We start from the raw sequence: 19,483 nt of genomic DNA on the forward strand, positions 1-19,483 counted from the left end.
CCGAACACCGAGAGGACCCCGTGGACGTCGAGAAGGCCCACGCCCTGCAGACCGAGATCGCCGGCAACCTCTATACGGTGCTGCGCGCCCTGGGCGGCGAGCGGATCGTCTACCTCTGGGCGCGCGTATCGGGCGAGAGCCTCGCCATCGGCCGCCTCGTCGCGGCCGACGGTGGCGAGAGCCGCCCGGCGATGCCGCGCGACCTGCCCTCGGCCTTCCTCGAGCTCAAGCGCACCATGGTGCACGAGCAGGGCGGCACCTGGTTCTCGGCGGAGTTCACGGTCACGGCCGACGGCGACTTCGAGGTGGACTACAACTACGACCGCCGCATCTGGTTCGACGGCACCGAGCCGTTCGCGCCGGGCAGCCAGCCGGACGACGCCGACTGGGCCGCCGAGCTCGAGCTGTTCCCGCGCGTGCCCGAGGCCGTGCCGGCGTGGCTCGGCGGCGAAGCCGCGCCGGTCGCGCCGGAAGCGGCGCAGGTCGGCACCGAGCCGGTCGTGCCGACCGCCGCGGAGCACCGCTCCCCGGTCGACGAGGCGGAGGCGCTGCTGCGCGCGGCCTCGGAGCCGCCGTCCGCGTCGGGCCCGGACGAGGCGGCGCTCGCCGCGGCGCTCGCCGTGCGCCCGCCGCTGCCGGAGCGCCTGCGCGGACTCGCCGAGACCAGCACCTGGCCGCCGGTGCTCGCGAAGGTCGTCGCCGAGACCGAGCGGGCCCTGCCGACCAGCACCGATCCCCGCCGCCTCGAGCGCGAGGTGCTCGACGCGGTGCTCGCCGCTGCGCTCGATCTCGACGCGCCCACGAAGCGGATGTGGACCGAGCTCATCGACGTCGCCGATCTGCCCAAGCCGCCCCGGTTCGGCGGCGGCTCCGGCCGGATGCGCCAGGAGCTCACCGGCGCGATCGAGGAGCTCGTGCGCGCCGAGGTGCGCGGCCGCCTCGAGGCCTGACCGCTCACCGGCGGCGCGGAGCCGGCGCAGCGCGTGCTGGGAGCGAACTCCCCGGAGGCTCCCCAGCGTGCGCTCGTATCCTGACGGCATGTGGCTGCGCAAGCTCCTCCTCCCCGTCATGATCGGCGCCACCGTCGCCCTGCCCCTTTGGGTGCTCATCGCACCTGGGCTGCTCGGCGAGGTCAGCGGATGGGACGCCGTCTCGATGCTGCTCCTCGCCCCGCTCGCCTTCGTGGCGCTCCTCGTCACGCACCTGCTCACCGGTGCGCGGCGCTCCGTGCGCGAGCAGCGGGCGCTTGCGTGGCGCGACCTCGCCTCCCTCGTGCCCTGGTGGGTCGCCATCGCCGTCTTCCCGGTGCCGACGCCGTTCAACGGCATCGCTTGGGCGCTCTCCATCCTGCTCGGTGTCGTGGCGCTGGCGAACGCCGTGACGCAGCTGGTGCGCGAGACGCGCCGCCGCTTCGAGGAGGCGGTCACCACCATCCAGTACCAGGCGCAGCACCAGGGGCAGATGCCGCCGCGGCAGGCGGGGCACTGGGATGCGACACCGTCGAGCCCGCGCGTCGTGATCCTGCCGCCGCAGGGTCAGGGCGACGCCCCGCTGCACTGACCGCCTGGACGCCGACGCAGCGAACGCCGTCGCCCGCGCTCGTGCCTGCCAGCATCGTCGGATGATCGATCTCGACGCGTTGCGCGAGCGACTGCTGCCCGAGCGCGACGGCGCGGTGCACGACAGCATCCCCGAGCTGGCCGACGCCGACCCTGAGCGTTGCGGTCTCGCGATCGCCGGTGCCGACGGCGCGGTGCGCCGCAGCCGCGACGCCGACCTGCCGTTCAGCGTGCAGTCCGCAGTGAAGCCGTTCCTGTTCGCGCTGGCCCTGCTCGACACCGGCGGTGCCGCCCATGACCGCGTCGGCATCGAGCCGACCGGCGAGGCCTTCGACGCGATCAAGCTCGAGAGCGGCACGGGCCGGCCGCCGAACCCCATGGTGAACGCCGGCGCGCTGCTCACGGCCGCGCTCGTGGACGGCGGCGATGCACAGGGGAGGGCCGAGCGCATCCGCTCGGGCCTGTCGGCGTTCGCCGGCCGCGACCTCGTCGTCGACGAGGACGTCGCCCGCAGCGAGCACCTGCTCGGCGACCGCAACCACGCGCTGGCCCACCTCATGCGCGCCGAGGGCACCCTGGCGCTCGAGGCCGACGACGCCGTGGCCGCCTACGCACGCGCCTGCGCCGTGCTCGTCGACGCGGAGGCGCTGGCCGTGATGGGCGCGACACTGGCGCTCGGCGGCTGCAATCCGGTGACGGGGGAGCGCGTCGTGCCGACGCACATCGCCCGCGACGTCGTCTCGGTGATGGCCAGCTGCGGCGTCTACGACGGCTCCGGGCGCTGGATGCGCAGCGTCGGCGTGCCCGCGAAGTCGAGCGTCTCCGGTGCGATCGTGCTCTCGGCGCCCGGCGTGCTCGGCGCGGCGATCGTGAGCCCGCCGCTGGACGACCAGGGCACCAGCGTGCGCGGACGGATCGGCAGCGAGCTGCTCAGCGCCGAGCTCGGCCTGCACCTGTTCGGCGCGGACCAGCCCTAGCTCAGAGCCCCCGTGCGGTGTCCAGCGCGTGCTCCGCCGCCATCCACGACAGCAGCGCGCACTTCACCCGGGCCGGGAACTTCGAGACGCCGCTGAGCGCGATCGCGTCGCCGAACAGCTCCTCGTCAATCTCCTGCCTGCCCTTCGAGCGCATCGCGTCGCGGAACAGCTCGATGCGCTCGCCGAGCTCGTCGAGGCTGAGGCCCACGACCACGTCGTGCAGCACCGACGCGCTCGCCATCGAGATCGCGCATCCGCTGCCCTGCCAGCTGACGTCCGCCACGCGGTCGCCCTCGACGTGCAGGCGCAGCAGCACCTCGTCGCCGCAGACTGGGTTGCGCTGGTGGCTCTCGCCGGCGGCGCCGTCGCGCAGGCCGTGCCCGTGGCGCTCGCGGTCGTGCTCGAGGATCAGCTCCTGGTAGAGGCCGGCATCCGTCGTCATCATCGTCCTCCGAAGACGCGCCGCACCGCGTCGAGGCCGTCGACGAGCGCGTCGACCTCCGCGGGCGTGTTGTACAGGTACGTGCTCGCGCGCGCGGTCGCGGTCACGCCGAGGCGGCGGTGCAGCGGCTGCGCGCAGTGGTGGCCGACGCGCACGGCGATGCCCTGCTCGTCGAGCAGCTGGCCGACGTCGTGTGCGTGCACGGTGCCGATCGTGAACGCGGCGAGGCCGACGCGGTGCGGCGAGTCCGCCGGTCCGATCAGGCGCACGTCGGGCTGCTCGGCGAGCCGTGCGGCCAGCCGGGCGCCGAGCGCAGCCTCGTGGGCGGCGATCCGCTCCATCCCGATCGTCTCGAGGTAGTCGACGGCCGCCGCGAACGCGACGGCCTGCGAGATGCGCTGCGTGCCGGCCTCGAAGCGCTGCGGCGGCGGCAGGAAGTCGGCGCCGTCCATCGTCACGGTCGTGATCATCGAGCCGCCGGTGAGGAAGGGCGGCAGGTCGCGCAGCAGCCCGCGGCGACCGTAGAGCGCGCCGATGCCGGTGGGCGCGAGCATCTTGTGACCGCTGAGCACGGCGAAGTCCACGTCGAGCGCACGCAGGTCGAGCGGCAGGTGCGGGGCGCTCTGGCAGGCGTCGAGCAGCACGAGCGCCCCGACGGCGCGGGCCAGGGCCACGAGCTCGGCGACCGGGTTCTCGACGCCCACCACGTTCGACACGTGGCTGAAGGCGACGAGCCGGGTGCGCTCGCCGATGACCTCGGCGGCGTGGCCGAGGTCGAGCGTGCCGTCGTCGTGGGTGCGGATCCAGCGGAACGTCGCCCCGGTGCGCGCCGCCAGCTCCTGCCAGGGGATGAGGTTGGCGTGGTGCTCCTGCTCGGTCGCGACGATCTCGTCGCCGGGCCCGATGCGGAAGCCCTCGGCGGCCGCACCGCCGCGTCCCAGCGACGCGTTGCCGATCGCGTAGGCGACGAGGTTCACCGCCTCCGTCGCGTTCGCGGTCCACACGAGCTCGTCCTCGCGGGCGCCGACGAAGCGCGCCACGCGCCGGCGCGCGTCCTCGTAGTCCTCGGTCGCCTCCGCCGCGAGCGTGTGCGCGCCGCGGTGCACGGCCGCGGTGCGGGTCTCGGCGAAGCGCCGCTCCGCATCCAGGACCGACCGGGGCTTCAGCGAGGTCGCCCCCGAGTCGAGGTAGACGAGCGGATGCCCCTGCACGACCTCGCCGAGCTGCGGGAAGTCGGCGCGGATCGCCGCGAGCTCCGCCTCGGTCAGCGGTGCTGCGATGCTGCTCATGGGTGCTCCAAGCTGGCGGATGGGATGGGCGACTCTCCAGGGTAGGCCGTGCGCCGGCTCGGCGCGCCGCCGTCACGAGGGGCAACGCGCGCGGTCGCCGCGCTGTTCCCGCGGCGCTCGAGGTCGCGGCCTCGAGCGTCCGCCCGCGCCCGCGCCCGCTCGCGCCCGCTCGCGCCCGTCGTCCCTCCTCGCAGACTCGACCACCACTCTGGTTTGGGGCGCCTCGGCGACAAGGGGGCATGCGCGCGCAAGCCCCGATGTCGCCGAGGCGCCCCGAAGCAGAGCTGACGCGACTCGGCCGCCCCGCCGGGACCCGGCTGCCCTGCCCCGCTGCGACCTGCCCCGCCGCGACGCGGCCCGCCGTGCCGGCCGGCCGCATCCGCTCGCCTAGCCTGGTGACGATGAACCACCACGACGACCCCTACGGCGCGGACGTGCTCGCCGGCGACTGGCGCAAGGCCGGCGCGAAGCCCATCCCCAAGGTGCCGGTGGCCCGCGACCTCGTCGTCGAGGAGCCGGCGAGCGGATGGGTGGGTGCCGTCGTCGGCGTGCAGGGCGGCGTCGTGGAGCTCGAGGACCGGCGCGGCAAGGTGCGCGCCTTCCCGCTGGGCACCGGCTTCATGATCGACGGCGAGCCGATCGAGCTCGTGCCGCCCGTGTCCGCGGCGAAGGGCCCGGCCCGCACGGCGAGCGGCTCGGTGGCCGCGCCGACGAGTCGCGCGCGCGTCGCCCGGGCCAGCCGCATCCTCGTGGAGGGCCGCCACGACGCCGAGCTCGTCGAGAAGGTCTGGGGCGCCGACCTGCGCGCCGAGGGCGTCGTCGTCGAGTTCCTCGGCGGCGTGGACGACCTCGTCGCCGCGCTCGGCGAGTACGGCCCCACCCGCGACAAGCGCATCGGCGTGCTCGTCGACCACCTCGTGCCCGGCTCGAAGGAGCACCGCATCGCGACCGCCTCCGAGCGGGCCTTCCCCGGCACCGTGCGCGTGGTCGGGCATCCCTACATCGACGTCTGGCAGTCGGTGAAGCCGCAGCGCCTCGGCCGGGACGCCTGGCCGGTGATCCCGCGCGGCACCGAGTGGAAGCACGGCGTCTGCGAGGCGTTCGGCTGGCCGCACGACGATCAGGCCGACATCGCGCGGGCCTGGCAGCGCATCCTCTCCCGCGTCGACCACTTCGGCCACCTGGAGCCCGAGCTGCTCGGCCGGGTCGAGGAGCTCATCGACTTCGTCACCGTCGACCCGCGCTGAGCCCGCACCGCCGGACGAGCGACGAGCGGATGCGCGACGCCCCGCTGCGGGGAACGTGGATCCCGGGCGCGTCGCCGGGTACCCTCCGACCATGGAGCAGTCGATCGACGGACGCGTGCACGCCGCCGTCGACGCCTGGCTGCGCTGGCTGCCCCGGTGGGAGGTGGGCGACGGCCGCGGTCGCGCGAAGCTCTGCCGCACCTGCTTCGGGTCGCCGGTCGCGAAGGCCGCCGGTTTCGACGCCGATGTGCCGCATGCCGTGCAGCACGCGCTGCTGCAGCGGCTCAAGCGCATCGTCGACGATGAGGTGCAGCACTACACCGACCGCAACCTGCCGCTGCTGCGCAAGGAGCTCGGCGCGATCGACCGTCGTCGCGCCGCGCGACCCTACCGGCCCTCGGAGGGGCTCGCCCCCGAGTACGAGGGGCTCGACCTCGATCCCGAGCCGGAGCCCGGATCGCCGTTCCTCTTCACCCTCGCCGAGCTCGCCGCGGAGGAGCCGGCCGAGTCGCATCCCGAGCCTCCTCCGCTGAGCGAGGAGGCGAAGCAGGCGCTGCGCAGCGAGGTCGCGCTGGCCGACGGCTGCGCCAGCAGCACCGGCTTCGCCGTCTGCGCGGCCCTCGAGCCGCAGCGCGAGCGCATCGCCCAGGCCGTCCACCGCCACGTCGAACCGCAGGTGCAGGCGCTGCTCGACGAGCTCACCCGCGAGCTGTTCGCCTGAGCCCGACCACGGCGTGCGCAGGGGTGCGCCGTACCCGGCGCTTTCTTATGCAGCGACCATCCCCGTCGCATGCAGCTGCCAGCCTCCTCTCGGCACGCTGCTCGTACAGTTGTCCCCGAGGGCGGCGCCGCATTCCCCCGTGACGGCGCCGCCCCTCTTCCTCCCCTCGGAGGAGGTCCTCCCGAGGTGACGAGGAGTCGACCACGACCCGAGGAGACGACCATGGGATTCCTTGACCGCCTGCTGGGCCGCGAGGAGCAGCCTCCGCAGCAGCCGCAGTACGCCCGGCAGGGCTGGCAGCAGCAGAGCGCACCGCAGCAGCCGGCGCAGCGCAGCGACGACGAGATCGCGATCGAGCGCTACCGCTACCTGCTGCGCACCGCGCCGCCGGAGCAGCTGGAGCAGGTGCACGCCGAGGCCTTCGACAAGCTCACCCCCGAGCAGCGCCAGCAGGTCTACGCCGACATCGCCGCGAACGGCGAGCAGCCGCAGAGCGACAGCCCGCAGGACCTGGCCCGCTCGGCCACGCGCGCCGAGGTGCGTCAGCCCGGGTTCATGGAGCGCTCCTTCGGCAACCAGCAGGGCCGCCAGGGCCCCGGCTTCGGGTCGATGCTCGGCGCCTCGATCCTCGGAACGGTCGCGGGCTACGTGATCGGTTCGACGATCATGAGCGCCTTCCTGCCGCCGATGGACGGCGGCGCCGACACGGCGGGCGGTGAGGATGCGGGCGGCGACGCCGGCGCGGAGACCGACCTGGCGAGCGACGGCGGTGACGCGGGCGGATTCGGCGACTTCGGCGGCGGCGACTTCGGGGGCTTCGGCGAGTTCTGATCACCGGACCGGAGCGATCCGGACCGGCAGCGCGAAGGGCGGCACCCGTCGGGTGCCGCCCTTCGTCGCGTCCGGGCGGGGCCGGGCCGTCGCGAGCGGATGCGCTCAGCCGCGGGTGCGCATCAGCCCCGGGTGCGCGTCAACCCGCGACCGCGGCGTCGATGGCCTCGTCGATCGAGCGCTCGCCGGAGACGAGCTCCAGCTGCTTGCCGATGGTGCGGTCGTCGAGCACGGCGGCGAGCACGACGGCGGCGACGTCGGCGCGGGGCACCGAGCCGCGCTCCACCCGCTCGGCGAGCTCGATGCGGCCGGTCGCGGGCTCGTCGAGCAGACCGCCGGGGCGGATGATGGTCCAGTCGAGGTCCGCAGCCCGCAGCTGTTCGTCGGCCTCCCGCTTGGCCTCGACGTAGGCGACCCAGTCCTCGGCCGCGTCGTCGTCGAGTGGCTCGTCGACGCCGATCGCGGAGACCTGCACGACGCGTCGCACGCCGGCGAGGCGCGCGGCCTCGGCGGTGAGCACGCTGCCGCCGTAGTCGACGGTGCGCTTGCGCTCGGGGCCCGATCCGCCGCCGGCGCCGGCGCTGAAGACCACCGCATCCGCTCCGACGAAGGCCTGGGCGAGCTCCTCGGCCGTCGCCGATTCGATGTCGACGATCTGCGCCTCGGCGCCGAGCTGCTCCAGCTCCTCGATGTGCTCGGGGTTGCGGATGATGCCGATGGCCTCATCCGCTCGTTCGACGGCGAGGCGCAGCACGAGCTGCCCGACCTTGCCATGGGCTCCGACGACGGCGATTCGAGTCATGCATCCATCCTGTCGCGATCGCCGCCCGAGCGGCTGAACGCCCGCGCAGAACGCGAACGGCGCCCGGCCGCAGCCGGACGCCGTTCGGCGGAGCAGGAGGGTCAGGCCTTCGCGAACTGCAGGTCGAGGTTGATGGTCACGTCGTCGCCGAGCATGAAGCCGCCGGCCTCGAGGGCGGCGTTCCAGCTGATGCCGAAGTCGTGGCGGTTCACCTTCGTGGTGGCCTCGAGGCCCGCCTTCTGGTTGCCCCACGGGTCGGTGGTGATGCCGCCGAACTCGGCCTTGAAGGCGACGGGCTTGGTCACGCCGCGCAGGGTGAGGTCGCCGTCGACGATGTAGTCGTCGCCGTCGACGCGCACGCCGGTCGAGGTGAAGGTGAACTGCGGGTGCTCCTCGGCGAGGAAGAAGTCGCCGGTGCGGAGGTGGCCGTCGCGGTCGGCGTTCTTCGTGTTGACCGAAGCGACCTCGACCGTGGCGGTGACCTTGCTGTCGAGCGGGTTCTCGGCGGCCTCGAGGGTCGCGTCGAACGCCTCGAAGGTGCCCTTGACCTTGCTGATCGCGAGGTGGCGCACGGAGAAGGAGACCTCCGAGTGCGAGGGGTCGAGCTTCCAGGTGCCGGTCGCGTAGCCGGGGATGGAGTCGGCGGTGATGCTCATGGGATGTCCTCCGTGATGTCGTGGTCGTGGATGCGGGAACTTGAAGCTTCAAGCGTTCCCCGCACATCTCCATGCAAGCGGATGGACCTGCGCGCTATTCCCAGGCGCGCGAAGAATTCCCCGAACGGTCATCCGCCGGGCGCAGGGCGCGCTCACCACCCGATGGCGGCGGCGCGGGTTAGTGTGATCGCGATGATCAGCTCAGCGCCCCGCGTCTCGGTCGTGGTACCGGCGTACAACGAGGAGAAGGCGATCCGCCAGTGCGTCCTCGCTGCGCTCGACCAGACCGTGCCGGCGCACGAGATCATCGTGGTCGACAACCGCTCGACCGACCGCACCGCGGCGATCGTCGCGGAGCTCGCCGCCGAGCATCCGTCCGTGCGGCTGATCGAGCAGCACGCGGTGCAGGGGCTCATCCCCACCCGCAACGCCGGGCTCGACGCGGCCACCGGCGACGTGCTGGGCCGCATCGACGCCGACTCGCTGCTCGAGCCGACCTGGGTCGAGGAGGTCGCGGCGGCCTTCTGCGACGAGACCGTCGACGCCGCGACCGGCCCGGTGGCCTACTACGACATGCCGCTGCGACGGTTCGGGCTGAAGGCCGACGACCGCATCCGCCAGCTCATGCTGCGCCTGTCGAACGAGTACCACTTCCTGTTCGGGTCGAACATGGCGCTGCGAGCGGATGCGTGGCGCACCATCCGCGACGAGGTCTGCCTGGACGAGGACGATCAGTTCCACGAGGACATCGACATCTCGCTGCACCTCGCCGAGGCGGGGCTGCGCGCGCGCTACGTGCCCACGATGGTGAGCGGCATGTCCGCCCGCCGGCTCGAGGACTCGCCACGCGACTACCAGTACTACGTCTGGCGCTTCGAGCGCACCTACGCCCGTCACAACGTGCGCAGCCGTGCGGTGCGCGCGCCCATGTGGGTGTATCTGGCGATCTACCCGCCGCTCAAGATCATCCGCTCGGTCATGGCGCGCCGCGAGCAGCTGGCCGAGCGGGCCGCACGCTCCGGGGCGGCCCTGCCGCCCGGGCCCGGAACCCCTCCGGCCCTGCCGTGACCGCCGTGGCTCCCGACGACGAGGGCGCCACGATCCTGCACGTCGACATGGACGCCTTCTTCCTGTCGGTCGAGCTGCTGGACTTCCCGCAATTCCGCGGCGTGCCGGCCGCGGTCGCGCACGAGTCGGACCGCTCCGTGATCACGTCGGCCAGCTACGAGGCGCGCCGCTTCGGCGTGCGCTCCGCGATGGCCGTCGGCACCGCGCGGCGGCTCTGCCCGCACCTCGTGCTGTTGGAGCCGCACCATGAGAAGTACCGCGCCGCCTCGCAGCAGGTGATGGCGGCGTTCCACGAGGTCACCCCGCTCGTCGAGCCGTTGAGCATCGACGAGGCATTCCTCGACGTCGCCGGGGCGCGCAAGCTCATCGGTCCGCCGGCCGTCGTCGGCGCGCTGCTGCGCGAGCGGGTGAAGGAGCGCACCGGGCTCACCTGCTCGGTCGGGGTCGCCGGCACCAAGTTCGTGGCCAAGGTCGCCTCCGGCAAGGCGAAGCCCGACGGCCTGCTCGTGGTGCCGGTCGCGCGCACGCTGGAGTTCCTGCATCCGCTGCCCGTCGGTGCGCTCTGGGGCGTCGGCAAGGCCAGCCAGGAGCGGCTCGAACGGCTGGGGCTGCGCACCGTCGGCGACGTGGCGGCCACGCCGCGCGCGGCGCTGATCCGCGCGCTCGGCGAGGCCGGCGGTGCCAAGCTGCACGACCTCTCCCGCGGCATCGACCCGCGCCGGGTGCAGACCTCGCGCGAGGAGAAGAGCGTCGGGCACGAGCACACCTTCGAGCGCGACGAGACCGACCCCGAGCTGCTGCGGCGCGAGCTGCTGCGCCTCGCGGACCGCACGGCCGAGCGGCTGCGGCGCTACGGCACCACCGGGCGCACCGTGCAGCTGAAGCTGCGCTACGCGGACTTCCGCACGGTCAGCCGCTCGCGCACGCTCGCGGACCCGACTAGCGTCGGCCGGCGCATCTACGAGGAGGCGGTGGCGCTCTTCGATGCGCTCTACCGACCGGGCGACGCGATCCGGCTGCTCGGCGTGCGGATGGAGGGCCTCGGCGAGAGCGCCGGGCTCGGCCTCTGGGAGCCCGACGAGGAGTGGCGTGACGCCGAGCGCGCCGTCGACCGGGTGAGCGCCCGCTTCGGGCTCGGCTCGGTGCGGCCCGCCTCGCTGCTCGGCAAGGGGCCGCGCAAGACGGGGGACACCCGCTCGATCGAGCACTGAACCGCCGGCCCGACACCGACCCCGCTCACCAGAACGACGGAGATCTCGACGACGCACCGGGCCCGGCGTGGCGGGCCGCGGCGTGTCTCGAGAATCTCCTTCGTTTTGGAAGGGGAGGGAGGGGTCAGGAGACGGGTGCGTCCTCGTGCGTGCCGTCCTCCTTGAGGCGGGCCGGGCGCAGGTGCACGGGCTCGACGGCCTGAGCGCGCTTCTTGTCCTTATTGCGCTTGTAGAGCAGGTTGAGCACCTCGACGGCGATGGCGAAGCCCATCGCGCCGTAGAGCACGGCCTTGTCGATGTGGATGTCGAAGCCCTCGGCCGCGAGCATCGCGCCGATGAGCACCAGGAACGACAGGGCGAGCATCTTGACGGTGGGGTGCTTCTCGACGAAGCCGCCGATCCAGCCGGCCGAGAGCAGCATGACGGCGACCGCGATGACGACGGCGGCGACCATCACCGGCAGGTGCTCGGTGACGCCGACGGCGGTGATGACGGAGTCGAGCGAGAAGACGAGGTCGAGCGCGAGGATCTGGGCGATCACGGCGCCGAAGGTGGCCGCCTTGCCGGCGTCGCCGTGCGCCTCCTCGCCCTCGAGGCGCTCGTGGATCTCGGTGACGGCCTTGTAGAGCAGGAAGGCTCCACCGCCGATCATGATCAGATCCTTGCCCGAGAAGCCCATGCCGAAGAGCGAGAAGAGGTCGGCCGTGAGCGACACCACCCAGCTGGCGGCGAAGAGCAGTCCGATGCGCAGCACCATGGCGAGCGTCAGGCCGATGGTGCGGGCCTTCTGCCGCTGCGACTCGGGCAGCTTGCTCGCGAGGATCGAGATGAAGATGACGTTGTCCACCCCGAGCACGATCTCGAGGATGAGCAGCGTGCCGAAGGCGACCCACGTGGCGGGATCGGCGAGGAAGGTCCAGTCCATGCGCGAATCCTAGTGAGCGGAGGCGACGCGCCCGTGCCGATGCGATCATCCGCTCGGCGCGCCCTCGGCCAGCCGCGGCGGTAGACTCCCGATGAACACGGGAGTCCGGTGCGCCGGGCTGAGAGGAGGGCTCGGAGCCCTCGACCGTCGAACCTGATCCGGATCATGCCGGCGCAGGGAGGCTTCTCTGGCGGCCGCGGCGAGGTCGCGGCCCGAACCCGTGCCCGTTCAGCGATCGAAAGGGCACGACACGTGCGCAGGACCACCGCCGCGATCAGCGCGGCATCCGCACTCCTCCTCCTCACCGGCTGCGCGAGCAGCGGCGGCACCGAGGAGGGACCCGTGGAGCTCACCCTGGTGACCCACGACTCCACCGACTTCGGCGAGGGCACCCTCGAGCGGTTCACCGAGGAGACCGGCATCGAGGTGACGCTGCACGCGGCGGGCGACGCCGGGCAGCTCGTGAACCAGCTGGTGCTCACGAAGGAGAACCCGCTCGGCGACGTCGTCTTCGGCATCGACAACACCTTCGCCTCGCGCGCCGTGAACGCCGGGGTGCTGGCCGACCACGTCGCCGCCGGAGCGCCCGCGGAGTACCTGCTGCCCGCGGGCATGGGCGGCGAGCAGCTGACCCCGATCACCAGCGGCGACGTCTGCGTGAACGTCGATCGGGAGTGGTTCGCCGAGGCGGGCCTCGCCGAGCCGACGACGCTCGACGACCTCGTCGACCCGGCCTACGCCGACCTCTTCGTCACCTCGGCGGCCAACACCTCGTCGCCGGGCCTCGCCTTCCTGCTCGCCACGATCGCCGCGAAGGGCGAGAGCGGATGGCAGGACTACTGGTCCGCGCTCGTCGACAACGGCGCGAAGGTGGTCGCCGGATGGAGCGATGCCTACTACGTGGACTTCTCCGGCCCGTCGAGCGAGGGCGACCGCCCGATCGTGCTCAGCTACGCATCCTCGCCGCCCTTCGAGGTGACGGAGGAGGTCAGCGCGGCCGGAGGCCCCGCCCCGACCGCCGCGCTGCTCGACACGTGCTTCCGCCAGACCGAGTTCGCCGGCGTGCTCGCGGGCACCGAGCACGAGGCCGAGGCGCAGCAGCTCGTCGACTTCCTCGCCTCCACCGAGGCGCAGGAGCAGATCGCGCCGGCCATGTTCGTGTTCCCGGTCGACCCCGAGGCGCAGCTGCCGGAGGAGTGGGCCGCCTACGCCGAGGTCGCCACCGATCCGTTCACGATCGACCCGGCCGAGATCGACGCGAACCGCGAGCGCTGGATCGAGGAGTGGGCGGCCATCGCCCTGCCGTGACCCCCATCCGCTCCCGCCGCGCGTCCCCGGGCGCGATCCTCGCGATCGCGCTCGGGGCGGCGGTGCCCTCGCCTTCATCGCGGCCTTCCTCGGCTGGCCGGTGCTCCGCATGCTGGGGCTCGGCCTGCTGCCCGACGGGCAGCTCAACCTGGAGGGTGCGCTCGACGCGCTGCTGCGCGAGCGCACGCTGCGCCTGATCGGTCTGACGCTCGGCCAGGCCGCGGCGGCGACGGCGATGACGGCGGTGCTCGCCCTGCCGGCGGCGTTCGTGCTCTACCGCCTGCGCTTCCGGGGAGGGGCTGCTGCGCGCGCTGGTGATCGTGCCCTTCGTGCTGCCGACGGTGGTCGTCGGCATCGCGTTCCGCATCCTCTTCCGCGACGGCGGACCGCTGGGGGCGCTGGGCTGGGACGGCACGGTGCCCGCCATCCTCGGCGCCCTCGTCTTCTTCAACGTCGCGGTCGTCGTGCGCACGGTCGGGGGCGCCTGGGAGGGGCTCGACCCGCGCGCGGAGGAGGCGGCCCGCGCGCTCGGCGCCTCGCGGACCCGCGCCTTCCTCGACGTCACGCTGCCGCGGCTCGCGCCGTCCCTGGTCTCCGCCGGCGCCGTGGTGTTCCTCTTCTGCGCGACGGCGTTCGGCGTCGTGCTCGTCCTCGGCGGCCCGGGCACCGGCACGATCGAGACCGAGATCTACGTGCTCACCACGCAGTTCCTCGACCTGCAGGGGGCCGCCGTGCTCTCGATCCTGCAGCTGCTCGTCGTGGTGGCAGCGCTCTCCATCGCCGCCCGCGCCCGGGCCGCGGGGGAGACGGCGCAGCGTCGCGTCGCGCACGCCGCGCGGGCGCCTCGTCGCGGGGACGCGCCCGTCATCGCCGCGACGGTCGTCGTCGCCGCCCTGCTCGCCCTGCCGATCGTCGCGCTCGTGGTGCGCTCGCTGCGCACCCTCGACGGCTGGGGCCTCGGCAACTACCTCGCGCTGGGCGGTGACAACGACGTCATGCCGGCGCCGGTATGGCAGGCGGTGCTCACCTCGCTCGCCACCGCGGGGCAGGCCGTGCTCATCGCGGTGCCGCTCGCGCTCGTCGCCGCGCTCGTGCTCGGTCGGCGGCCGCGCACGCCCGCGCTGCGCCGGCTGCTCGCCGTGCTCGACGGGGCGCTCATGCTGCCGCTCGGCGTCTCGGCCGTGACCGTGGGCTTCGGCTTCCTCATCGCGCTCGACCGGCCCCCGCTCGACTTGCGCGACTCGCCGCTGCTCGTGCCCATCGCCCACGCGCTCGTGGCGCTGCCGCTCGTGCTGCGCACCGTGCTGCCCGTGCTGCGCGGCATCGACCCTCGCCTGCGCGAGGCCGCCGCCGCGCTCGGCGCCCCGCCCTGGCGCGTGCTGCTCGGCGTCGACCTGGCCATCGTCGCGCGTCCGGCGCTCGCCGCGGCGGGCCTGGCCGGCGCCGTCTCGCTCGGCGAGTTCGGGGCCACCGCCTTCCTCGCCCGTCCGGACGGGCCGACCCTGCCGATCGTCATCGTGCGGTTGCTCGGCCGCCCCGGCGGCGAGCACCTCGGCATGGCCATCGCGGCCTCCGTGGTGCTCGCGGCCGTCACCGTCCTCGTCATGGCGCTCGTCGAGCGCCTGCGCGTCAACTCGTTGGGAGCCTTCTGATGCAACCCGCCCTCCGCCTCGACGCGATCAGCGTCGACTTCGGCGGCCGCACCGTGCTCGACGGCATCGACCTCGCGGTCGACCCCGGCCAGGTGCTCGCCCTGCTCGGCCCCTCCGGCAGCGGCAAGTCGACGCTGCTGCGCGTGATCGCCGGCTTCGAGGACCGCTACACCGGTACCGTCTCGTCCGCCGGCACGCGCATCGACGGCGTGCCGCCGCATCGCCGCGGCTTCGCGCTGCTCTTCCAGGAGGGCCAGCTCTTCCCGCACCGCGACGTCGCGGGCAACATCGGCTACCCGATGCGGCTGCGCCGGATCGACCGCGCCCGCACCGCCGAGCGGATCGCCGAGCTGCTCGAGCTCGTCGGGCTCGCCGGCTTCGAGCGGCGCGACGTGAGCACCCTCTCCGGCGGCGAGCAGCAGCGCGTGGCCCTGGCCCGCGCCCTGGCGGCCGAACCGCGGCTGCTGCTGCTCGACGAGCCGCTGAGCGCCCTCGACCGCGAGCTGCGCGAGCGCCTCGCCGGCGATCTGCGCCGCATCCTCACGAGCACCGGTACGAGCGCGGTCTTCGTCACCCACGACCACGGCGAGGCGGCGGTGCTGGCCGACCGCGTCGCCGTGCTGCGCGCGGGGCGCATCGGGGCGTACGGGCCGACGGGGGAGGTGCTCGCGGGTCTCGCCGCGGGACCGGGGGAGGGCCGCGACCGCGACGGGGCGAGCGGATGAGCGGGGCCGGCACCGCATCCGGCGCCGACCCCTTCGCGGGCGCGCTGGGCCGCATCCGCTCGCCCCGCCCCCGGATCGTGCTCGTGGACGGCGCCGCCGGCAGCGGCAAGAGCACCCTCGCCGAGCGGATCGCGCACGCCATCCCGCGGGCGCAGCTGCTCGCCCTCGACGACCTCTACCCGGGCTGGGACGGCTTGGACGCGGCCGCCCGCACGGTCGCCGACGACGTGCTGCGCCCGTACCGCCGCGGCGGCCGGCCGCGCTACCGGCGCTGGGACTGGACCCTCGCCGCGCACGCCGAGACGCGCGTGCTCGACCGCACGCGACCGCTCGTCGTGGAGGGTTGCGGGTCGTTCGGCGCCGGAGCCGCCGCGCTCGCCGACCTGCGCGTCTGGGTCGAGACCCGCGACCACGAGCGGCGGCGGCGCCTGCACGAGCGCGACGGCGACGCCTTCGGCCCGTTCTGGCCCCTCTGGGAGGCGCAGTTCGCCCGCTACGCTGGCCGTGAGCGGCCCCGCACCGCGGCCGATCTCGTCGTGCGCACCTGAGCCGCGCCTAGGCTGAGGCCATGACCCTCAAGCTCGGCCTCAAGGCCTCCGCAGAGCAGTTCGCCCCGCGCGAGCTCGTCGAGATCGCCGTCGCGGCCGAGGGTCACGGCTTCGACTCGGTGACGGTGAGCGACCACTTCCAGCCGTGGCGGCACAGCGGCGGGCACGCCCCGTTCTCGCTCGCGTGGCTGGCGGCGGTCGGCGAGCGCACGAGCACCATCACGGTGGGCACGTCGGTGCTCACGCCGACCTTCCGCTACAACCCCGCGGTCATCGCGCAGGCCTTCGCCACGCTCGGCAGTCTCTACCCGGGTCGCGTCCTCCTCGGCGTCGGCACGGGCGAGGCCCTCAACGAGATCGCCACCGGGTTCCGCGGCGCCGGGGCGCAGGACTGGCCCCAGTTCACGGAGCGCTTCGCCCGGCTGCGCGAGGCGGTGCGCCTCATGCGGGCGCTCTGGACCGAGGAGCGGGTGAGCTTCGAGGGCGAGTACTACTCGACCCGCGACGCCTCCATCTACGACCGCCCCGAGCAGCCCGTGCCCGTCTACGTCGCCGCGGGCGGCCCCGTCGTCGCCAAGTACGCAGGGCGCGCCGGCGACGGCTTCATCTGCACCTCCGGCAAGGGCATGGAGCTCTACACCGAGCAGCTGCTGCCCGCGGTCGCCGAGGGCGCCGCCGCATCCGGGCGCACGATCGACGACGTCGACCGCATGATCGAGATCAAGCTCTCCTACGACGCGGATGCGGATGCGGCGCTCGAGAACACGCGCTTCTGGTCGCCGCTGTCGCTGAGCAAGGAGCAGAAGCACGACATCACCGACCCGGTCGAGATGGAGCGGGCGGCGGATGCGCTGCCGATCGAGCAGATCGCGAAGCGCTGGATCGTGGGCAGCGACCCGGACGCGGTCGTCGAGCAGATCCGGCAGTACACGGACGCGGGTCTGAACCACCTCGTCTTCCACGCGCCCGGGCACGACCAGCGCCGCTTCATGGCGCTCTTCGAGCGGGACCTGGCGCCGCGCCTGCGCGCGCTCGCCTGAGTTGGGGCGGGTGCTGCCGGGGCTGCTCGGTATCGTCGCCGCGCAGCTCGCCGGCGAGTTCCTCGTCGCGCTGCTCGGGCTGCCCGTGCCGGGCACGATCCTGGGCATGGCGCTGCTGCTCGCGGCGCTGCTGATCGTGCGACCGAGGCCGGAGGCGTCGGTCTTCGCGGCCGCCGACGAGCTGCTCGGCTGGTTGCCGCTGCTGTTCGTGCCGGCGGGCGCCGGCCTCGTCCTGTACCTGCACCTCTTCGCCGAGCAGTGGCTGCCGATCGTCGCCGGCGTGCTGCTCTCCTGGCTCGCCGCCGTGCTCGTGATCATCGGCGTCGGCGCCGGCATCCTCCGGGTGCAGCGCGCCGTCGCGGGCAGGAGGGCGTCGTGAACCTCACCGCCGCCTGGGGCGCCGTGCTCGACTCGCCGCTGCTGGGCATCCTGCTCACGCTCGCCGCGATGGTGCTCGCCCGCTGGCTCGCGGCCAAGGCGGGACACACGCCGCTCGTGAACCCCATCCTCATCGCCATCGGGCTCGTCGGGGGCACGCTGCTGCTCACCGGCATCGACTACGCGACCTACCTCGAGGGTGCGCAGCTGTTCTCGCTGCTGCTCGGACCGGCCACCGTCGCGCTCGCGATCCCGCTCTACCGCGAGGCCCGGCGCATCGCGGCGTCGGCGGCGATGATCCTGCCGGCCGTGATCGCGGGCTCGCTCGCCGCCATGGTCGTCGCGCTGCTGGCGGTGCGCTGGCTCGGCGGCGACGAGCAGCTGGCCCTCTCCATGGCGCCGAAGTCGGCGACCACCCCGGTCTCGATCGCCGCGGCCGAGGCGATCGGCGGCGTCGGATCGCTCGCCGCGGTCTTCACCCTCTGCGCGGGCATCCTCGGCGCGCTGCTCGGCCCCGAGCTGCTGAACCTGCTCCGCATCCGCGACCCGCGGCTGCGCGGCCTCGGCCTCGGTGTCGGCTCGCACGCGATCGTCACGGCGCGGCTGCTGCGCGAGGAGCCGCAGGCGGCGGCCTTCGCGGCCCTGGCGCTCGCCATCACCGCGCTGGTCACCGGCGGCGTGCTGCCGTTCCTGGCGCCGCTGCTGCTGGCGGTCTGACCCGTCGAGCCGCTTCGCAGCATCGGAACGACCAGGGCGCACGCATCCCGGTACTCCGCTGTCGTCGCGGTGCTCCGCTGCAGCGGACGCGGCCGAGCGGATGCACTCCGCCGCCCCGCGTATCCGCCGCTCCGCTCGCGCAGTATCGGAACGACGCCGCAGTGCGCGTTCCGCTACCGCGGTGTCGTTCGGGTACTGCGCGGCTCCCGAGGAACATCGATCGCAGAGGGGCCAGCGGGCCCGGCGGCCGGGGTGCGAGGGCGCTCGGCCAGCAGGCTTCTCGCCTCGGGCATGCTGCTGGACGAGCTGCTCAGGCTTCGGGCTGCAGGGCCGCCACCAGCGACTCCTGCACGAGGCCCAGCCAGTCGTAGACCGCGAGCAGGCCGACGACGTCCTCGTCGGGCTGCTCGGGGCCGCGCGGCGTCGCCGACTCGATGCCGAGGCGGGCGGCCAGGGCCAGCCGCAGGTCGGTCAGCGCGCGCAGCCAGGCCAGCGCACCGGCCTCGTCGAGCACGACCGGAAGGTCCTCGGCGTCCTCCTCGGTGACCGTCTCGATGCTGGTGAGGTCGGCCATGACGGCGCGCAGCTGCGCGACCTTGCGGTCGATGAGCCCGGGCTCGGTGAGCCGGCGGAACTCGGCCGACGCGGACTCGTCGTCGCGGTAGGCGTCCGGCAGCAGCCGGGCGAGCACCGGGTCCACCGAGATGGAGCGCGGTCCGCGCTGCTCCAGGCGGGCGAACACGTCGAGGCCCTCGCTGTCGACGCTGTGGCCCTCGTCGGCCTCGCCGCTGCGATCGCGCAGCAGCGTGATGAGCTGCGCCGCCAGATTGACGATCAGGCGCGCCTCGGCGCTCTCGAGCTCGGCGTCGAAACGCTCGTCGCGGCGGCGGAACGGCCTCATCCGCCCACCTTCTGCAGGCTGGCCCACAGACCGAAGTCGTGCATCGCCTCCACGTGGCGCTCCATCTCCTCGTGGCTGCCGGTCGCGACGACCGCGCGGCCCTCCTCGTGCACCAGCAGCATCAGTCGGTGCGCCTCGCCCTGCTCGAAGCCGAAGTAGCTGCGGAACACGTACGTCACGTACGACATGAGGTTGACCGGGTCGTCCCAGACCACGAGCGCCCAGGGGTGGTCCGGCAGCTCCCGCAGCTGCGGGGCCTCGCTCCGCCGCGTCTCGGGCGCCGTGCCGGCAGCGCCGGGGGCGCCGGGCGTCGGCAGCAGCGTGGAGGCGGAGGAGGGCATCCGTCCCATTCTGGCGCAGGCGGCACCGCTCGTGCGCGCCGCGTCCAGGGTGCATCCAGTGCCTCGGTCGTCGAGGGCCAGCCGAGCGGATGATGCGCCCGGCCGGCGAGCACCGGTAACGTCGGCGCCGTGGGGACGAGGACGA

At 73.7% G+C, this 19,483-nt stretch carries 22 protein-coding genes and 1 riboswitch; of the genes, 15 read left to right on the forward strand and 7 right to left on the reverse strand.

The window, feature by feature from the left end:
- Positions 1 to 20 precede the first annotated feature (20 nt).
- The 3 genes from QQK26_RS14390 (at position 21) to glsA (ending at position 2,536) form a co-directional block, all read left to right on the forward strand.
- Positions 21 to 950: an antitoxin YezG family protein gene (locus QQK26_RS14390; protein WP_284233986.1), complete on the forward strand. Its 930-nt coding sequence runs from the start codon at positions 21 to 23 to the stop codon at positions 948 to 950.
- An 88-nt stretch (positions 951 to 1,038) separates the two neighbouring features.
- Positions 1,039 to 1,560: a hypothetical protein gene (locus QQK26_RS14395; protein WP_284233988.1), complete on the forward strand. Its 522-nt coding sequence runs from the start codon at positions 1,039 to 1,041 to the stop codon at positions 1,558 to 1,560.
- A gap of 61 nt (positions 1,561 to 1,621) precedes the next feature.
- Positions 1,622 to 2,536, forward strand: a complete 915-nt coding sequence (glsA, locus tag QQK26_RS14400) for a glutaminase A (RefSeq protein ID WP_284233990.1) — start codon at positions 1,622 to 1,624, stop codon at positions 2,534 to 2,536.
- Between the two features lies 1 nt (position 2,537).
- On the opposite strand, the gene sufU is transcribed toward glsA, so the two are convergent.
- Entirely contained in the window at positions 2,538 to 2,981 is a 444-nt protein-coding gene (sufU, locus tag QQK26_RS14405) for a Fe-S cluster assembly sulfur transfer protein SufU (RefSeq protein WP_431308018.1), read from the reverse strand.
- Complete coding sequence (locus QQK26_RS14410; RefSeq protein ID WP_284233992.1) at positions 2,978 to 4,267, reverse strand: SufS family cysteine desulfurase; 1,290 nt, start codon at positions 4,265 to 4,267, stop codon at positions 2,978 to 2,980. The genes sufU and QQK26_RS14410 overlap by 4 nt, the downstream gene beginning before the upstream one ends.
- 401 nt (positions 4,268 to 4,668) lie before the next feature.
- Between QQK26_RS14410 and QQK26_RS14415 the strand changes: the two genes are divergently transcribed.
- From QQK26_RS14415 to QQK26_RS14425, 3 genes are all read left to right on the forward strand, one after another.
- The gene (locus tag QQK26_RS14415) at positions 4,669 to 5,514 is read left to right on the forward strand and encodes a DUF3097 family protein (protein WP_284233994.1); all 846 of its coding nucleotides are present in this window, start codon (positions 4,669 to 4,671) and stop codon (positions 5,512 to 5,514) included.
- Positions 5,515 to 5,605: 91 nt separating this feature from the next.
- Complete coding sequence (locus QQK26_RS14420; RefSeq protein WP_284233996.1) at positions 5,606 to 6,235, forward strand: spermidine/putrescine ABC transporter substrate-binding protein; 630 nt, start codon at positions 5,606 to 5,608, stop codon at positions 6,233 to 6,235.
- Between the two features lie 222 nt (positions 6,236 to 6,457).
- Entirely contained in the window at positions 6,458 to 7,066 is a 609-nt protein-coding gene (locus QQK26_RS14425; protein WP_284233998.1) for a hypothetical protein, read from the forward strand.
- Positions 7,067 to 7,205: 139 nt separating this feature from the next.
- Here the strand turns inward: QQK26_RS14425 and QQK26_RS14430 are convergent, their stop codons facing one another.
- Positions 7,206 to 7,868, reverse strand: coding sequence for an NAD(P)H-binding protein (locus QQK26_RS14430; protein WP_284234000.1), 663 nt, complete (start codon positions 7,866 to 7,868; stop codon positions 7,206 to 7,208).
- A 101-nt stretch (positions 7,869 to 7,969) separates the two neighbouring features.
- On the reverse strand, positions 7,970 to 8,524 hold the full coding sequence (locus QQK26_RS14435; protein ID WP_284234002.1) for a YceI family protein: 555 nt from the start codon (positions 8,522 to 8,524) through the stop codon (positions 7,970 to 7,972).
- Positions 8,525 to 8,716: 192 nt separating this feature from the next.
- On the opposite strand from QQK26_RS14435, the gene QQK26_RS14440 reads away from it, so the two are divergent.
- Both QQK26_RS14440 and dinB read left to right on the forward strand, forming a co-directional pair.
- Positions 8,717 to 9,592: a glycosyltransferase family 2 protein gene (locus QQK26_RS14440; RefSeq protein ID WP_284234004.1), complete on the forward strand. Its 876-nt coding sequence runs from the start codon at positions 8,717 to 8,719 to the stop codon at positions 9,590 to 9,592.
- Entirely contained in the window at positions 9,589 to 10,803 is a 1,215-nt protein-coding gene (gene dinB / locus QQK26_RS14445) for a DNA polymerase IV (RefSeq protein ID WP_284234006.1), read from the forward strand. Before QQK26_RS14440 ends, dinB begins: the two co-directional genes overlap by 4 nt.
- Before the next feature lie 124 nt (positions 10,804 to 10,927).
- On the opposite strand, the gene QQK26_RS14450 is transcribed toward dinB, so the two are convergent.
- Positions 10,928 to 11,728 carry a TerC family protein gene (locus QQK26_RS14450; RefSeq protein WP_284234008.1) on the reverse strand — a complete coding sequence of 267 codons (801 nt, stop codon included), beginning with the start codon at positions 11,726 to 11,728 and terminating at the stop codon, positions 10,928 to 10,930.
- 96 nt (positions 11,729 to 11,824) lie between these two features.
- Positions 11,825 to 11,925: riboswitch (TPP riboswitch) on the forward strand.
- A gap of 55 nt (positions 11,926 to 11,980) precedes the next feature.
- On the opposite strand from QQK26_RS14450, the gene QQK26_RS14455 reads away from it, so the two are divergent.
- From QQK26_RS14455 to QQK26_RS14485, 7 genes are all read left to right on the forward strand, one after another.
- Positions 11,981 to 13,036 carry a thiamine ABC transporter substrate-binding protein gene (locus QQK26_RS14455; RefSeq protein WP_284234010.1) on the forward strand — a complete coding sequence of 352 codons (1,056 nt, stop codon included), beginning with the start codon at positions 11,981 to 11,983 and terminating at the stop codon, positions 13,034 to 13,036.
- A gap of 314 nt (positions 13,037 to 13,350) precedes the next feature.
- Positions 13,351 to 14,688, forward strand: coding sequence for an ABC transporter permease (locus QQK26_RS14460; protein ID WP_348520030.1), 1,338 nt, complete (start codon positions 13,351 to 13,353; stop codon positions 14,686 to 14,688).
- Positions 14,688 to 15,413: an ABC transporter ATP-binding protein gene (locus QQK26_RS14465; RefSeq protein ID WP_348520031.1), complete on the forward strand. Its 726-nt coding sequence runs from the start codon at positions 14,688 to 14,690 to the stop codon at positions 15,411 to 15,413. Before QQK26_RS14460 ends, QQK26_RS14465 begins: the two co-directional genes overlap by 1 nt.
- Entirely contained in the window at positions 15,410 to 15,961 is a 552-nt protein-coding gene (locus QQK26_RS14470) for an AAA family ATPase (RefSeq protein ID WP_284234012.1), read from the forward strand. The genes QQK26_RS14465 and QQK26_RS14470 overlap by 4 nt, the downstream gene beginning before the upstream one ends.
- Before the next feature lie 20 nt (positions 15,962 to 15,981).
- The gene (gene fgd, locus QQK26_RS14475; RefSeq protein ID WP_284234014.1) at positions 15,982 to 17,001 is read left to right on the forward strand and encodes a glucose-6-phosphate dehydrogenase (coenzyme-F420); all 1,020 of its coding nucleotides are present in this window, start codon (positions 15,982 to 15,984) and stop codon (positions 16,999 to 17,001) included.
- Between the two features lie 10 nt (positions 17,002 to 17,011).
- Complete coding sequence (locus tag QQK26_RS14480; protein ID WP_284235362.1) at positions 17,012 to 17,380, forward strand: CidA/LrgA family protein; 369 nt, start codon at positions 17,012 to 17,014, stop codon at positions 17,378 to 17,380.
- Positions 17,377 to 18,096: an LrgB family protein gene (locus tag QQK26_RS14485; protein WP_284234016.1), complete on the forward strand. Its 720-nt coding sequence runs from the start codon at positions 17,377 to 17,379 to the stop codon at positions 18,094 to 18,096. Before QQK26_RS14480 ends, QQK26_RS14485 begins: the two co-directional genes overlap by 4 nt.
- A gap of 310 nt (positions 18,097 to 18,406) precedes the next feature.
- On the opposite strand, the gene QQK26_RS14490 is transcribed toward QQK26_RS14485, so the two are convergent.
- Both QQK26_RS14490 and clpS read right to left on the reverse strand, forming a co-directional pair.
- A complete protein-coding gene (locus QQK26_RS14490; RefSeq protein ID WP_284234018.1) occupies positions 18,407 to 18,997 on the reverse strand; it encodes a DUF2017 domain-containing protein in 591 nt (196 codons plus the stop codon).
- Positions 18,994 to 19,338, reverse strand: coding sequence for an ATP-dependent Clp protease adapter ClpS (gene clpS / locus QQK26_RS14495; protein ID WP_284234020.1), 345 nt, complete (start codon positions 19,336 to 19,338; stop codon positions 18,994 to 18,996). Before clpS ends, QQK26_RS14490 begins: the two co-directional genes overlap by 4 nt.
- Between the last annotated feature and the right edge of the window lie 145 nt (positions 19,339 to 19,483).

The organism is Arenivirga flava, from assembly GCF_030161575.1.
In the GTDB taxonomy this organism is placed as follows: Bacteria; Actinomycetota; Actinomycetes; order Actinomycetales; family Microbacteriaceae; genus Arenivirga; species Arenivirga flava.

Coding starts and splice junctions, on each gene's coding strand:
- QQK26_RS14430 (WP_284234000.1), bottom strand. CDS start 7,868: ATGACTCGAATCGCCGTCGTCGGAGCCCATGGCAAGGTCGGGCAGCTC.
- QQK26_RS14450 (WP_284234008.1), bottom strand. CDS start 11,728: ATGGACTGGACCTTCCTCGCCGATCCCGCCACGTGGGTCGCCTTCGGC.
- QQK26_RS14420 (WP_284233996.1), top strand. CDS start 5,606: ATGGAGCAGTCGATCGACGGACGCGTGCACGCCGCCGTCGACGCCTGG.
- QQK26_RS14465 (WP_348520031.1), top strand. CDS start 14,688: ATGCAACCCGCCCTCCGCCTCGACGCGATCAGCGTCGACTTCGGCGGC.
- QQK26_RS14395 (WP_284233988.1), top strand. CDS start 1,039: ATGTGGCTGCGCAAGCTCCTCCTCCCCGTCATGATCGGCGCCACCGTC.
- clpS (WP_284234020.1), bottom strand. CDS start 19,338: ATGCCCTCCTCCGCCTCCACGCTGCTGCCGACGCCCGGCGCCCCCGGC.
- QQK26_RS14435 (WP_284234002.1), bottom strand. CDS start 8,524: ATGAGCATCACCGCCGACTCCATCCCCGGCTACGCGACCGGCACCTGG.
- QQK26_RS14440 (WP_284234004.1), top strand. CDS start 8,717: ATGATCAGCTCAGCGCCCCGCGTCTCGGTCGTGGTACCGGCGTACAAC.
- QQK26_RS14470 (WP_284234012.1), top strand. CDS start 15,410: ATGAGCGGGGCCGGCACCGCATCCGGCGCCGACCCCTTCGCGGGCGCG.
- QQK26_RS14410 (WP_284233992.1), bottom strand. CDS start 4,267: ATGAGCAGCATCGCAGCACCGCTGACCGAGGCGGAGCTCGCGGCGATC.
- glsA (WP_284233990.1), top strand. CDS start 1,622: ATGATCGATCTCGACGCGTTGCGCGAGCGACTGCTGCCCGAGCGCGAC.
- QQK26_RS14425 (WP_284233998.1), top strand. CDS start 6,458: ATGGGATTCCTTGACCGCCTGCTGGGCCGCGAGGAGCAGCCTCCGCAG.
- fgd (WP_284234014.1), top strand. CDS start 15,982: ATGACCCTCAAGCTCGGCCTCAAGGCCTCCGCAGAGCAGTTCGCCCCG.
- QQK26_RS14490 (WP_284234018.1), bottom strand. CDS start 18,997: ATGAGGCCGTTCCGCCGCCGCGACGAGCGTTTCGACGCCGAGCTCGAG.
- sufU (WP_431308018.1), bottom strand. CDS start 2,981: ATGATGACGACGGATGCCGGCCTCTACCAGGAGCTGATCCTCGAGCAC.
- QQK26_RS14415 (WP_284233994.1), top strand. CDS start 4,669: ATGAACCACCACGACGACCCCTACGGCGCGGACGTGCTCGCCGGCGAC.